At 59.3% G+C, this 14,715-nt stretch carries 11 protein-coding genes; 3 read left to right on the forward strand and 8 right to left on the reverse strand.

Features of this window, described 5'->3' with window-relative positions; translation table 11 throughout:
* Positions 1-1,023, reverse strand: coding sequence for a cytochrome d ubiquinol oxidase subunit II (cydB, locus tag JOD50_RS00250; RefSeq protein ID WP_204879969.1), 1,023 nt, complete (start codon positions 1,021-1,023; stop codon positions 1-3).
* A 27-nt stretch (positions 1,024-1,050) separates the two neighbouring features.
* Entirely contained in the window at positions 1,051-2,670 is a 1,620-nt protein-coding gene (locus JOD50_RS00255; RefSeq protein ID WP_204879970.1) for a cytochrome ubiquinol oxidase subunit I, read from the reverse strand.
* A gap of 316 nt (positions 2,671-2,986) precedes the next feature.
* Here JOD50_RS00255 and JOD50_RS00260 point away from each other — a divergent pair, with 316 nt between their 5' ends.
* Entirely contained in the window at positions 2,987-4,162 is a 1,176-nt protein-coding gene (locus JOD50_RS00260; RefSeq protein WP_204879971.1) for a glycosyltransferase, read from the forward strand.
* Between the two features lie 7 nt (positions 4,163-4,169).
* Here JOD50_RS00260 and JOD50_RS00265 read toward each other — a convergent pair whose 3' ends face one another.
* Positions 4,170-6,134, reverse strand: coding sequence for a glycosyltransferase (locus tag JOD50_RS00265; protein ID WP_204879972.1), 1,965 nt, complete (start codon positions 6,132-6,134; stop codon positions 4,170-4,172).
* Complete coding sequence (locus JOD50_RS00270; RefSeq protein WP_204879973.1) at positions 6,131-8,239, reverse strand: DNA gyrase subunit B; 2,109 nt, start codon at positions 8,237-8,239, stop codon at positions 6,131-6,133. The genes JOD50_RS00265 and JOD50_RS00270 overlap by 4 nt, the downstream gene beginning before the upstream one ends.
* Positions 8,240-8,497: 258 nt before the next feature.
* On the opposite strand from JOD50_RS00270, the gene JOD50_RS00275 reads away from it, so the two are divergent.
* The gene (locus JOD50_RS00275) at positions 8,498-8,698 is read left to right on the forward strand and encodes a DUF7455 domain-containing protein (RefSeq protein WP_101629584.1); all 201 of its coding nucleotides are present in this window, start codon (positions 8,498-8,500) and stop codon (positions 8,696-8,698) included.
* Between the two features lie 27 nt (positions 8,699-8,725).
* On the forward strand, positions 8,726-9,082 hold the full coding sequence (locus tag JOD50_RS00280; protein ID WP_204879974.1) for a DUF2218 domain-containing protein: 357 nt from the start codon (positions 8,726-8,728) through the stop codon (positions 9,080-9,082).
* A gap of 76 nt (positions 9,083-9,158) precedes the next feature.
* On the opposite strand, the gene JOD50_RS00285 is transcribed toward JOD50_RS00280, so the two are convergent.
* The 4 genes from JOD50_RS00285 to JOD50_RS00300 all read right to left on the reverse strand — a co-directional run bounded on the left by JOD50_RS00285 (position 9,159) and on the right by JOD50_RS00300 (position 14,711).
* The gene (locus tag JOD50_RS00285) at positions 9,159-10,931 is read right to left on the reverse strand and encodes an RNA polymerase sigma factor (RefSeq protein ID WP_204879975.1); all 1,773 of its coding nucleotides are present in this window, start codon (positions 10,929-10,931) and stop codon (positions 9,159-9,161) included.
* 183 nt (positions 10,932-11,114) lie between these two features.
* Entirely contained in the window at positions 11,115-12,293 is a 1,179-nt protein-coding gene (locus JOD50_RS00290) for a hypothetical protein (protein WP_204879976.1), read from the reverse strand.
* A gap of 100 nt (positions 12,294-12,393) precedes the next feature.
* The gene (locus tag JOD50_RS00295; RefSeq protein ID WP_101629589.1) at positions 12,394-13,728 is read right to left on the reverse strand and encodes an MFS transporter; all 1,335 of its coding nucleotides are present in this window, start codon (positions 13,726-13,728) and stop codon (positions 12,394-12,396) included.
* 5 nt (positions 13,729-13,733) lie between these two features.
* On the reverse strand, positions 13,734-14,711 hold the full coding sequence (locus JOD50_RS00300) for a proteasome assembly chaperone family protein (protein ID WP_101629590.1): 978 nt from the start codon (positions 14,709-14,711) through the stop codon (positions 13,734-13,736).
* Positions 14,712-14,715: the final 4 nt, after the last annotated feature.

Genomic DNA, 14,715 nt, shown 5'->3' on the forward strand with positions numbered 1-14,715 from the left:
TCACACCACGCTCGTCACAAAGTGCTGAGGCGGAATGTGGTGCGCCGAGATACGCTTGCGGAACACCCAGTAGGTGTAGCTCTGGTACGCGAGCGTGATCGGAACACCGATCGCTGCGACAATCGACATGATCAGCAGCGTGTTCTCAGTGGACGATGCGTTGTAGATCGTGAGGTTGAATGCCGAATCGATCGTGGATGGCAAGACGTTCGGGAACATGCTGCCGAAGATCGCGGCAACACCCGTTACCAACGTCAAGCCAAGCGCGATGAACGTCCAACCTTCGCGACGCTTGAGCGCAAAGTACGTTGCGGCAAGTGCAGCCACAACCGCGAGCACCAGCGGAGCCCAAGCCCAGGTGGTGCCGGTGCCGATCACAACAACGACGGCCCATGCAGCCACCGGGATCAAAGCCCATGGAAGCATGCGTGCAAGACGCTCTTCTGCACGGCGGCGGATGTCGCCATCCGTCTTGAGTGCAACGAAGGTCAAGCCGTGGACGTAGGAGAACAGAACCACTGCAATACCGCCGAGCACGGCGTACCAGTTGAGCCATACGAATGCGTGGCCCACACGGTTGCCCTGGGCATCGAGTGGCAGGCCAGTCGAGGTCAGCGCGAGCATCGCACCAACACAGAACGCTGCGAGGAGCGAGCCGCCAGCCATGCACCAGTCCCAGAACGCACGGCCGCTGGCCGAATTCGTCTTACCGCGGTATTCGATCGAAACACCGCGCAGAATCAGCGCGAGCAACGCCAGCGTCAGAGGCAGGTAAAGACCAGAGAACAGTGCCGCGTACCAGTTCGGGAACGCCGCGAAGGTCGCGCCACCAGCAGTCAGCAGCCACACTTCGTTACCGTCCCACACGGGGCCAATCGTGTTGAGCATCACGCGGCGGTCGCGCTCGTTCTTAGCGAAGGACTTGAAGAGCATACCGACGCCAAGGTCGAAGCCTTCAAGGAACAGGTAACCGATCCATAGGACCGCAATCAGGATGAACCAGAGAGTTGGTAAAAATTCCATGGTGTTTATTCCTCAGTGTCCTAGTGATCAGTACGCGAACGCGAGGACGTCGTCGTCAGCGTTGCGCTTCGATGCGTCGCCGTTGCCATCGTGCTCGTCGTCATTCGGATCGTAGTTGTGGTCGTTTTCCGGCATCGCGGACGGTGTACCGCCGCGCGCGTAACGGAACAGGAACACACATTCAACGACCGCGAGCACACCGTAGACGGCGGTCAGCAGGATCGTCGATGTCAAGAGCTCGCCCCCGCTCACACCTGGCGACAGCGCGGCAGCGGTGAACATGAACACCCCGTCATTACCGTCTGGGGCTGGAGCCACAACGAACGGTTGGCGACCCATCTCGGTGAAGATCCAGCCCGCGCTGTTTGCAGCGAACGGAGCACCGATGGACAGCACAGCGAGGCGCGAGAGCCACTTGTTGTCCGGCACAGTTCCCTTGCGGCCAACAAACAGGCCAATCGCAGCGGCGAGTGCCGCAAGACCACCGAAGGTGATCATGAGGCGGAAGCCCCAGTAGGTCACGGCCATGATCGGCTGGTAGTCGATCTCGCTGCCTGCGTACTTGCCGTACATAGGGTCATCCGGCAAGTGGGTTCCGTACTTCTCCTGGTATTCAGGGATCAACGTGTTCACGCCCTTGACCGGGGTCGTGAAGTTGTCGTGTGCCAGGAAGGACAGCAGGCCAGGGATTTCGAGGGTCGTGGTGACGTTGTCACACGTCGTCTTGCCGCCCGAACGCAGGTCACCGAAGGACAACACGGAGAAGCCGGTGCCGTCGTGGCACGCCGCTTCCGCGGAAGCCATCTTCATTGGCTGCTGGTAGATCATGAGCTGTGCTTGAGCGTGGCCCGAGAACGCGACACCCAAGAAGGCGACGAGAGCAACCCAGCCGCCGAGGCGGAAGGAGCCGCGCCATACTTTGTAGTCGGTCTTATCGCGGCCAGCACCCTTGGCAGGGTCTTCACCAACCACGACGTAACCCTTCGCGTCCACGGTGTCGATGCCGTCACGACGGCGACGGTAGAGGTGGAACCACGAGATACCGAGCAGGAAGCCACCGGCTACTGCGAGCGAACCGAAGATCGTGTGGATCAGAGTCACGATCGCGGTGTTATTCGTGAAGACCGCGAGTGGGTCCGTCATGACTGCGCGGCCATCGATCAGCTCGACGCCAACCGGGTGCTGCATGAAGGAGTTTGCGACGAGGATGAAGTAAGCGGACAGCCACGTTGCGAGGGCTGCGATCCAGATGGTCGCGAGGTGGAAGCCCTTTGGCAAACGCTTCCAACCGAAAATCCACAAGCCAAGGAACGTGGATTCAACGAAGAACGCCAGCAAGGCTTCCATGGCGAGAGGTGCACCGAATACGTCACCCACGAACTTGGAGTATTCACTCCACGCCATACCGAACTGGAATTCCTGAACGATACCGGTGACGACACCCATGATGAAGTTAATGAGGAACAGCTTGCCCCAGAACTTCGTGGAGCGCAGGTACTGTTCCTTGCCTGTCTTGTACCAGAGGGTTTGAAGCGTTGCGACAAGAACACCCAAACCAATGGTCAGAGGAACCATCAAGAAGTGATAAACGGTGGTGATACCGAATTGCCACCGGCCAATCAAGACCGGGTCTAATACTGGGTCCATAGCGGAGCCCGTCCTCTCGCATGAAGGTGCGGTTTTAACTCATAGAAAAACCTGTTCATCCAGACACTTCCACGCTAATGACCACCGTTGATTTCTACAAGTTGTAGAACCACAGCCAACGGGTCGCGCTGGACGCACTATTAATAGCTAATTATATGGTTTTTCTCAGCTTCTGTCGCGTTACGGCAAGGCTCTCGAACAGTCGTGATGTATGCCACATAAAACGCGTGTTCCGTGGCCTTCCAAAGCGAAAAGTTCACGCACCTTTCACACCGATCTGAGACGCTCGAAACCTATCTCCGCAAACATTAAAAACGTGCGGATTTGTATCATCACCGAGTCCTATCCACCCCACGTCAACGGCGTATCAAACACAGCCAGACGAGCGGCCCACCACGCTCGCAACGCCGGCCACGACGTCCTCGTGATTGCACCATCACCTCAGCCGGCATGGATCGGCAGATACACCCGCATCGAAGGCATCGATGTGTACCAGGTCCCCGCACTCGCCGTCCCTGGCTACAGCAGCTTCACCGCATCGACCGTCACGTACCTCTCGCTGAGGCCCATCATTTCCGGTTACAACCCGGACGTGATCCACGCCGCCTCCCCGCTGTGGCTTGGGCACGCTGGAACGTCGGCGGCCAAGAGCCTGGGGATCCCTATCGTCGCGGCTTATCAAACTGACATTCCGGCCTACGTCGGCCGCTACGGGGTCGATGCGTTACGCACGCTAGCTTTGGCGCAGTTGCGTCGTATTCATTCGCGTGCGCACACGAACCTTGTGCCGAGTTCGGTCTCGGCTCAGCAACTGAGCGATCTCGGCGTCGGCCGCTTGCGTATGTGGGGTCGCGGGGTCGATCACGCGAACTTCTCCCCTGCTCGCCGCGCTGAAGGGCGCGCGTGGTGGAACAGCCACGGCGTCGGTGTTGGCGGGCGCCGCATTGTGGGTTTCGTGGGGCGGCTTGCCCCCGAGAAGCAGGTTGAAGACCTCTCGGTTCTTCTTGGCGGCGGGCACGGACTTCCAGCGGTCGATGCGGATGTTGCGGTCATCGGTGACGGTCCGGCTCGCGCTTCGGTTACAGCTGCCCTGCCGGGCGCGCACATGATGGGCCTGCGGCAAGCACCCACGGTTGGTGCCGCTATTGCAGGGCTCGATGTGCTGGTCCACACAGGCCCGCATGAAACCTATTGTCAGGTGGTCCAGGAGGGTCAGGCGGCCGGGGTTCCGGTCGTTTCAGTTGCCGCTGGTGGCCCGCTCGATCTGATCGAGGACGGAATCACCGGCCTACTGTATGAGCAAGGAAATCTGCAGCAACTACGGCATCACGTCGAAGAGCTTTTGGCTCGCCCCGAGTGGGCCGCGAAAATCGCAGAAGCCGGCGCTAAAGCGGTCACGGGCCGCACGTGGGATGCGATCAACGATCAACTTCTAGGCCACTGGTCCACCGCGGCCTCGACGGGTAAACGGCTCAAGTCCTGGACGGTCTAGCCCTGTCTTAGGCTCCTAAGTCCGTAGGTTCTGTTGGCCCTGTAGTCTCGGTCGACTTCGGCTCTGCAGCTTGGGTCTGCAAGCTCAGATTTCCATGTGCCGTTGAGTACACGCGTGTGTGTCCCAACTGGACCGGAAGCTCGGTTTCCCCCACCGCGATGCGCGGCTGGTAGAAGCGGCGTCCTGAACGGAACGCGAGACTAAAGTCAACGAAGCCTTTCGGCAAGTCCGCGAACGTTCCCCCTGGGATCGTTGCGATGACGGTGTCGCCTTCGAGACGTGCCGGAACGCGGCGGTAGAGCGATGTACCCCTCAAAGTCCATGCGAGTGAGAGGTCCTGCAGCTGCGGTAGCTCGATGGATTCGCCCTTCTCAGCAGCCTCCAGCTTGACCTTTAGCTCTAGCGTTCCATCGGGTCCTTTCCCAGCGTCGTTACGGAACTCAGCGGATACGGCATGAGCTCTAAACGAGGCCCGGCTGATCTCCCCGAATTCAAGTTCGCCGAGCACACGACCCCATTCGCGCACAATGTTTGGCTCGAAGAAGTCTGCGGCACGCTTGCGAGCCGCCCTCCTCATCGTGGTGAGTTCTTCATGGCTCATGGTTGCCACCTTGGCCACCGTTTGAGCCAATGCCTCAACATCGCCGGGCGGGACTAGGAAACCGTCCACACCGTCGGTAATGATTTCGGCTGGCCCGTATTTGATGTCATAGACGATCGGGATACACCCGGCAGACATGCTTTCGAGCACGACGAGCCCTTGACCTTCGAAAACACTCGTCAAGAGACTGAACGAGGCATCCAGATAAACCTTCTTGGCTTTCTGATCGTGCCCCTTCAACGTGATCGTTGCCGACGTACCTGACTCTTCGATCAGCTCAGCCAGAGAATCGTGTTCATCGCCCTCACCGTAGATATCCAGCTTGAGTCCCGGGACGTCGCGGCCTGCAAGCGCTACCGCCTTGATGCTGTGGTCCACGCGTTTAACCGAAACCAGCCGCGCCAGCGTCGCCCCGAACCGCGGATCACGAGGCTTTTCGGTATCCCCGTCGAGGTCTTCGGTGGGGTTTGAGATGCGGTGCAAGTTCCCGGCCGGAAAGCCGATCTCAATCAGATCGCGGCGTTGATTCTGTGTCAGCGTGATCAAAGCATCGTAGGCGCCGATGTTTTTGAACAGCGGGAACTTGCTCCTATACAACTCCCCTTCCACTTTGGGATCACGCGTCAAGTGGTTGTTGTGCAGAACGCTCGTCACAACCACATTCTTGCGGCGGTAGCGGTGGAATAGGTTAGCGGCGAATGCCGAATCCACGTTGATGTAGCTGCGTTTGCCATCAAGTACGACGTCCATCCAGGCCATATACATGCTGGTCGCGGAAGCCCACTGAGCGATGACCTCGCCGTTGCTGTTGAACAGGGCGAGGCGCCTGCCGGCTGGCTCGCCCTTCACTTTCATATCGAGGCGGTCACTGAGCACAATATTGCCCTGCTCGGAATAGAAGTCGCGTTGTAGCAGCTTCCCCTCAGCGTTGCGGCGCTCCAACTTAATACCGCGTCGGCCACGCTTTTTAGCAGGCGCTTCCAGAATGTCCGATGCACTTGCTTGGTCCGGTTTCTGCTTACCGGCCATCCGTTGCAGCATCGCATCTGGCCAGGCGCGCAGGTCATGCCACACGTTACGGATCTGGACACGCTCATCCAGGAACCCCTGGGAACGCAAACGTTCGCCGCGTTCTTCCGGATCCAGCTTGGGGTCAAACGTCAGAATCGTGACGTAACGGTTATCTTGACGTGCGAACGCGCTCGTACGTTCAAGCGAGACGGTCGTCATGCCGCCATAGGAATCTGCAATCCCCCACAGAACCGTGTAGTACTCACCCTCCGGAAGAACGCCGTTCGGAGTCAACGGTTCCTGTTTTGGCTCTTCCTCTCTCTTCAAGAGCTTGCCAAAAAACGTACCCAAAGGGTTCATGCGTCGATCTGCTCCTTCTCGAGTCGGTCTGCCGACTCAATCAAAAATTCCTTGCGCGGCGCAACATCAGAGCCCATGAGCAGATCAAAAATCCGCTCGGCCGAGGAAGCCTCTTCGAGGCGGACCCGGCGCAGAGTGCGGGTCTGACGGTCCATCGTCGTCTCAGCGAGCTGTTCAGCATCCATCTCACCGAGACCCTTATAACGCTGGATTGGTTCCTTATAGGACAGGCCCTCTTCTTCGATGCGCTTCAAAACCTGGTGCAGTTCAGCTTCCGAATAGGTGTAGAGCACCTCATTCGGTTTTGAACCGCGGTGCACAATCTCGATCCGGTGCAGCGGCGGAACCGCAGCGTACACACGGCCGTCCTCGACCATCGGGCGCATGTAACGGTAGAACAGCGTCAACAGCAACGTGCGGATGTGGGCGCCATCGACGTCGGCATCCGTCATGATGATGACCTTCTGATAGCGGGCCTGGTCGAGCTCGAACGTGCGGCCCGAACCCGCCCCGACAACCTGGATGATCGCGGCGCACTCGGCGTTAGACAGCATGTCCGCGACCGAGGCCTTCTGAACGTTGAGGATCTTGCCGCGGATCGGCAACAGAGCCTGGAACTCGGAGGAACGCGCCAGGCGCGCGGTACCGAGCGCGGAGTCACCCTCGACGATGAACAGCTCGGAACGGTCAACTTCCTTGGTCCGGCAGTCCAGGAGTTTGGCTGGCAGGGCCGAGGACTCCAGCGCGGTTTTCCGGCGTTGGGTTTCCTTGTGCTTACGCGCCGAGATGCGGGACTTCATCTCGTTGACGATCTTTTCCATCACGGCGGTCGCTTGCGCCTTGTCCTGGCGGCCGCGCGCAGAAAGCTTATCCTTGATCCCCTGGGTCACCACGCGCGAAACAATCTGACGCACCGCAGACGTGCCGAGCACTTCCTTGGTCTGGCCTTCAAACTGTGGCTCAGCCAAGCGGACCGTCACGACCGCCGTCAGGCCGGCCATGACGTCGTCCTTTTCCGGCTTATCTTCGCCCGCTTTCAGGCGGCGCGCGTTGGCTTTGATCGCGTCGCGCACGGCGCGTGTGAGGCCGTTTTCGAAGCCGGCCAGGTGCGTACCGCCTTTAGGGGTCGCGATGATGTTCACGAAGGAACGCACCGTGGTGTCGTAGCCGATGCCCCAGCGCAGGGCGATGTCGACGTCACAAGTCCGCTCGACGTCTTGCATGGTCGCGTGCCCTTGATCGTCCAGCACCGGAACGGATTCGGTGAAGGTTCCGCTCCCCTGCAGCTTCCACGTGTCGGTCACGGACGCGTCGAGGGCCAGGTGGTCGACGAACTCGGTGAGCCCGCCGTCATACTGCATGACCTCTTCTGTGATTTCCGCGCGGGTTCCGTCTGCTTGCTTGAGGCGGCGTTCGTCACGGACCACGATGCGCAGGCCAGGAACCAGGAACGCGGTCTGGCGGGCGCGGCGTTCCAGGGCGGTCGCGTCGAATTGGGCGTCCGGCGTGAAGATTTGTGGGTCAGCCCAGTAGCGGACGCGGGTTCCGGTGACGCCCCGCTTAGCTTTGCCGATCACTTCCGGCTGCTGCGGCTCTTTATATGCGCTGAATGCGGCGTCTGGCTTCGGCTGGCCCTTATCGGTGAAGGTTCCGGGTTCGCCGCGGCGGAACTGCATACGGTATGTCTTGCCGCCGCGGTCAACTTCGACGTCTAGGCGGGACGAAAGAGCGTTGACGACGGACGCGCCGACGCCGTGCAGACCACCGGATGCCGTATAGGAGCCGCCACCGAACTTACCGCCCGCGTGCAGCTTGGTGAACACGACTTCGAGGCCGGAGAGCCCCGTGCGAGGCTCGACGTCGACCGGGATGCCGCGGCCGTCATCGGACACTTCGACCGAACCGTCGGAGTGCATCGTGATGGTGATAGTCGAGGCGTAATCAGCGAGGGCTTCGTCGACCGAGTTGTCGATGATCTCCCACAGGCAGTGCATGAGGCCCCGCGAATCGGTTGAGCCGATATACATACCCGGGCGTTTACGAACCGCCTCAAGTCCTTCAAGGACAGACAAGTGGCGGGCCGAATACTCGGATCGCTTGGACACGGTGATGCCTTTCTGAGGGATCTGCGCTGATGTTTCGATCTATGTAGCAGACGTTTTCTGGGCTTCGATTGAGTGAAGCTCTTCCCTTAAGAATAGGGTTCACCTGCGTTAAAGATGCGGAACCAGGCTTTCAAGGCCATGTCACATTCCGCATTGACGTACGCCGGTGGTGAAATTGGGGGCGTCTCGGGACTGTGTGGCTCGCGCGCGTGGTTACATTGATAGCTACAGATTCTGCGTTAGGTATAGGAGGATCTCATGAACGCGACTGCTACTCGTGAGCTGACTGCAGCTGATCGCTGCGATAAGTGTGGCGCTCAGGCGTATGTCCGCGCTACATTGACTTCTGGTGGGCAGCTTTTGTTCTGCGCGCACCACGCGCGCGCCGTTGAAGGGTCGCTTCGTCCGCAAACCAGCGAATGGCTGGATGAGTCGGACCAGCTGACTCTTAACGCCTAACCGTTTTCTCCCTGTGAGGTGATATCCGTGGTGACGTCTTCTTTGTTCGTTGAGACTGAACGTCCTGAGCGTTATGTGAAACAGCTTCTGTCCCATTTGACTCGGGTCAAGCCTGATCCTGAGGGCGGGCCGGATCGCGCTCGTTTCGTAAGTTCCGATGTCGAGGCTGGCACGCAGCTGGCTTTCACTGATGACGGTACGACCCCGGATGAGTCGAATTACACGCTTCTTGTGTGTGAACCGGAGCGCGGCGTTGCGGTGACTCACAACGCGTCGAGCGAGGAGACGCTTGAACGCTTGGAGAAGGTTGTGACTGGCCATTTGTGGCGTTTCATTCACGGCCGTGAAGCGCAGTATCCGGAGCATGAACGTAACGCAGGATAGTTATTGACTCTTTACTCGCATTCGGGGCGGGCATCCTGTTGGATGCCCGCCCCGAAACGTTTCTTCTGTCTGTCGCTTAGTCGAGGTAGTCGCGCAGCACCTGGGAGCGCGATGGGTGACGTAGCTTGGACATGGTCTTGGACTCAATCTGGCGGATGCGTTCGCGGGTCACGCCGTAGACCTTGCCGATTTCGTCGAGGGTTTTCGGCTGGCCGTCGGTGAGACCAAAACGCATTGCAACAACGCCTGCTTCGCGTTCGGAGAGCGTGTCGAGCACCGTGTGGAGCTGCTCTTGGAGCAGGGTGAACGATACGGCGTCGGCTGGGACGATCGCTTCCGAGTCTTCGATGAGGTCACCGAATTCGGAGTCGCCGTCTTCGCCGAGTGGCGTGTGGAGCGAGATCGGTTCGCGACCGTACTTCTGAACTTCAACGACGCGTTCGGGCGTCATGTCGAGTTCTTTAGCGAGCTCTTCCGGGGTTGGTTCGCGACCAAGGTCTTGCAACATCTGACGCTGTACGCGTGCGAGCTTGTTGATGACTTCGACCATGTGCACTGGAATACGGATGGTGCGGGCCTGGTCTGCCATGGCGCGGGTGATGGCCTGGCGGATCCACCATGTTGCGTAGGTCGAGAATTTGAAGCCCTTGGTGTAGTCGAACTTTTCGACCGCACGGATTAGACCGAGGTTGCCTTCCTGGATGAGGTCAAGGAACAGCATTCCGCGGCCTGTGTAGCGTTTAGCGAGCGATACGACGAGGCGGAGGTTCGCTTCCAGAAGGTGGTTCTTGGCGATGCGGCCGTCGTGAACGATCTGTTCGTAGTCGTAGCGCAGGCGCCTGTCCATGCGCTTGCCTTTTTCTTTCGCTTCTTCGAGCTTGTGCTGGGCGAAAAGGCCCGCTTCGATGCGGAGCGCAAGGTCGACCTCTTCTGCAGCGGTGAGCAGCGCGACTTTACCGATCTGCTTAAGGTAGTCCTTGACCGGGTCAGCGGTCGCCCCGGCGACAGTAACCTGCTGCTGTGGAGCGTCGTCTTCGTCGTTCGTGGAAAGAGTAAAGCCCTTGGACTCGTCGCTTTCCTTCTTACCGGACTTGGATTCGCCTTGCTTCTCCTGGCCGTGACGCTGTTCAGGCTCGTCGTCTTCGTCTTCGTCGTCGACGTCGTCGCGATCTTCGCGGTCGTCGTCTTCGTCCTCGTCGACGTCCTCGAGATCTTCGTCTTCGAACTCGTCTGGCTCTTCTTCGTCTTCGTCTTTTGGCTTGGCAGACTTCTTCGCCGCGGCTGCAGTCGTTGCCTTCTTAGCCGCAGGCTTGCGCGTGGTCGTCTTCTTGGCAGTCGCCTTCTTAGCGGCCGGAGCCGCTCCTTCCTCAGTCTCTTCTGCCTCTGCGGTTGCTTCCTCGGCTGCTGCCTTGCTCTTGGCAGCGGTCGAGGTCTTCTTAGCCGTTGCGGTCGCCTTAGCGGCGGTGCTCTTCGCAGCCGTAGTCTTCTTCGTGGCAGTAGTCTTCTTTGCAGCAGTGGTGCTCTTCGCTGCGGTCGACTTGGTAGCCGTAGTCTTCTTGGCTGCGGCGGTCTTGGTTGACGTGGTCTTCTTCGCAGTCGTGGACTTCGTTGCCGCGCTTGACTTAGCCGCAGTGCTCTTAGTGGTTGCGGTCTTCTTCGTTGCAGTCTTGGACGCAGCGCTCTTGGCGGTCGCACTCTTTGATGCGCTCGCCTTGGTGGTAGCGGCCTTGGTGGCGGTCGTCTTCGATGCGGCCTTCTTGGCAGGTGCCTTCTTTGCCGCGGTCGAGGTGGTCGCCTTTGGCTCCGCTACTGCGGTGTCCTTCGACTTCGAGGAGGTCTTCGCTGGCACGAGTTCCCTTTCTGGTCAGCAAAATCCGAGCGTGGCTAAGGGATGCTCACGCTACTATGACCCTGTCAAGTCCCAGGTGAATCGGCACACGCGTCGTGCTTTTGTGCCCCTGAGTTTGAAGGGTCGTTAAGGTTCAACGACGTAACGATCGCTTTTGTTCCCAATCTCCTGAAAAATTTTTCTTCATCTTTTAGGGACTTCAACCCACCGGGGGTAAGGCCGCGTGTCCAACACTTCCTTGACCTGCGTGGCAAACGTGTTCAAAGGCTTTGGGTCGTCCACATTGAAGCCGGCTTCGCGCGCCTCGATATCGGCGAACTCTTCTTTTTCCAGTAGGAGCGCTTGTTCGATTCCTTGTTCGGCTTGTTCACGGTTTCCCATCGCCCACTCAATCCACGCGAGCATTGCCCGCGCCGTTGAGTGCGGACCTTTCCCCGCTGCTTGGGTCATCGCACACGCGTATTCAGTGATGTTTCGGTGAGCTCTCAGACCATCTACTGACATTGGGCCACCCCACTCGCCTGTAAAAACTTCTCTGTACTCGACTGTCGAGGCGAGTCTGCAAGGGACAGTGATCTGTTGAATCATTCGTTCGCGTTCAGTTGCGATGTTCAACTGTGCGCATACCGCCGCCACGACGTGAACAAGAGAATGAGTCCAGGGGCCAACATACTGATTACTCGTGTGTGTATGCGGCCCAGGCTCCGACTCGTGAAGCTCATGCTGTCTGAGAACCCACTCCCAAACATCGACCATGTGCCATAAACCGTTGTTGACCAGCGCCCGGTCACGTTCCCGTTGCGCCGAGTCATATGCGGCATGGAAAAGCTCCTGCGCGCACTCAGGTATTGATTGATGATGGTTACGTGGCAGACCCTCCCCTAGGCGCGCCGGTTCGCTTGAGCGCACGTTGCTGTGGTGAGTGGCCCACTCGCCGCCTTCGTGGATGGTGGCGTTGGAGAACCATCTAGACTCTTCAACCGCGTACGCCATGACAATGTTGGGCCACCGCTGCGCACACGTCTCAACCCAACGGCGTCCTGCAACGCCGGTGTCGTAGAGCCCCACGATGACCCGGTGCGATTCACGTGCACTCCGCTCTACAACGCGTTCACACTGTTTGAGGTCCTGCTGGGTCCAGGCGTCACACCGAACCGTTCCTGTCCATACATCGTTCTCATCGGTCAGGATGAGAACTACCGCGTGGTGCGGCTGCTGTTCGCAATGTTGCTCTACGTAACGAAGTACATGCCGGAAATGTCCGATGCGCTTGTGGCTAACGCTGTTTGGTCCACGGAATTTGTTTGGTCCACTGTGGTCACTACGGCCGGTGGGATCTGGAGAAAGTTCAGAGATGCTCATAGACCGATTTCATCCGGTCAAAGAACGCCTCGGTGGGCCTCACAAGAAATAGTGGATATCAAGCCGTGGATCACCCGGCTGTGGATTCCCGAACCGGCCTCTATTTGACCCTGCGGCGAGCACGAATCTGTTGCATGAAAACATGCCTGAGCGGCGCGTAATCCGGATACCGCTTGCGTACGAGCCGCAGTGAGACGAAGAACCCGATGTAACCGATCACATACATCGCCAGCACGACGGTGAATGCAAGCTGGAAGCCTTCCAACGTATACAAAGCCCCGCCAGACGTCGCCGCACCTGCGCTCGGGTGCCCAGCCACCGCATCGAGCACAAACCCCACGCCGCCGATCGCGATCAAGCCGCCGGAGAACGAACCCACGTTCGCAACACCGGTCGCAGTGCCAGCAAGATGCGGAGGGTTCTCGGTGCGAGTGAAATCGAACGCGATCATCGATGCGGGGCCACCGCACGCCAAAACCGTGACGGCCACGAAGTTCATCCACAACGGAGCCCCGCCCGGCCACACAACCAACGCGACCCAACAGGCCAGCCCAGCCATCGAAACCAGGATCACCAAAAGGGAACGCCGGTACGGGTAGCGTGCGACCAAAACACCCAAAATAGGGCCGAAAACCATCGCAACGAACACGAACATGCTCATCAACACACTCGCTCGAGCCGGTGCGTAACCCATGCCCGAAACAAGGTACGGGTACCCCCACACGAGCAGATACACGTTGACGGAAAACGCACCCAACCAGTGCGTCCAAAACCCAAGCCACGTACCCGGGCTCACGCCAACCGCCTTGATCTGGCTCAGCAACGACAACCGCTGCCCGCCAGAATGCGACGGCCGTTTACCGCCCGGGAAATCCTTGACCGCAATAACGGTGAGCGCGAACGCCAAAACGCTCATCGCCGCCAAAGAAACGAACGTTGTCGTCCAGCCGCGCCAACCCAAAAGCCACGCAACGGGGAACAGCGACATCAGCTGACCAACTTGCCCCAACGTTCCCGTCAGCTGCGACATCACAGGGTTCAGACGCGGCGCAAACCACGCGGGAACCAGCCGCATCACGGACACGAACGTCATCGCATCGCCAGCACCCACCAGGACGCGTCCCACATAGCCCTGGACCACATCGCCGGCTAGCGCCAAAACGAATTGCCCCGCGGCCATCAGAACCGCACCGATCGCGATCATCCACCGCGAACCGATCCGGTCCACAAGCGTCCCCACCGGAATCTGGAGCGCCGCGTACACGACCAACTGCACGACGCCGAACGTGCCCAGCACTGCCGCCGTTGCGTTGAAACGCTCGGTAGCTTCCAGACCGGCAACACCGAATGAGGTACGTTGCGTCACCGAAACCATGTACGCGAATACGGCGACGCCCCACACGAGCCACGCGCCGCGGCTCGTTTTATTTGTCATTAGCTTTATTCTTCATCGTCTCGTTCGTCTGCTTGATCGCCTTCAACCTGTGGCTTGGCCTCAATCTGGCCCCACATTTCGGCATCCTCAGCGAACGTATCAGATACGTTGCTCAAAAACTTTTGTGCAGCGGCCGCGATCTGCTCACCATCGGGCAGTTCGGATTCATCGTCGGCGAGCGCAGCAGACGAACGCAATAGCGGGGTTTCCATGTCGTAGCGCTTCTCAAGACCTTCAAGCATCGAAGCCGCTTCAGGGGTCGACTGAAGTTGCTCCTCAATCTGGGCGTCCACGGCCCGGCCGAGTTCGCGCAGCTGCTCGCTCGGAACGGAGATACCGGCATGCGCGGCGATCGCGTCCAAACCTGCAACAGCCGCCGCTGGATAGTCGGAGTCCGCGATGTAGTGCGGAACTTGGACCGTCATGCCAGTCACGTTAAAGCCGTGTTCAGTGAGCCGGGCCTCAAGCAAATGCGAGAACGAGGCCGGCAAGTTGAACGGCCCACTTTCCAGGCCACCAGAGTCACCGTGTTCGCGCACCACGATCGGGCGCGTATGCGGAACCGGAAGCGGCATCGAATGAACAATGGAAACCTCGTTCGAGCCCACCGAGTCCAGTAGCTCGGTCACCGCCATCACGATGCGCTCCCACGCGATCACCGGCTCGGCACCAGACACGAGGATCGCCTGGTTCCCGAGCTCATCCGTGACGATGTCGGCTCCCAGACGCGGCGCACGGTAATCCTTGAACGTCCCGTCTTCGAACGTGATGCGTGGGCGGCGAGCACGGTGGTCGATTAGGAGGTCGGAGTCGAACTCCGCCAACGGTTTCAGCGTCATCTCGCCGCGGATAGCGCGGCGCATCATGCGCACGCCTGATCCCGCATCGAAGGCACCATCCACAAGAACAACAACGGGCAGGTTCGCTTCTGCGATCTGCCGTTGCGCTCTCCCGTGCACATCGATGATGTCATCTCCCAACACCGTG

Origin of the sequence: Pseudoglutamicibacter cumminsii (assembly GCF_016907775.1) — a bacterium.
In the GTDB taxonomy this organism is placed as follows: domain Bacteria; phylum Actinomycetota; class Actinomycetes; order Actinomycetales; family Micrococcaceae; genus Pseudoglutamicibacter; species Pseudoglutamicibacter cumminsii.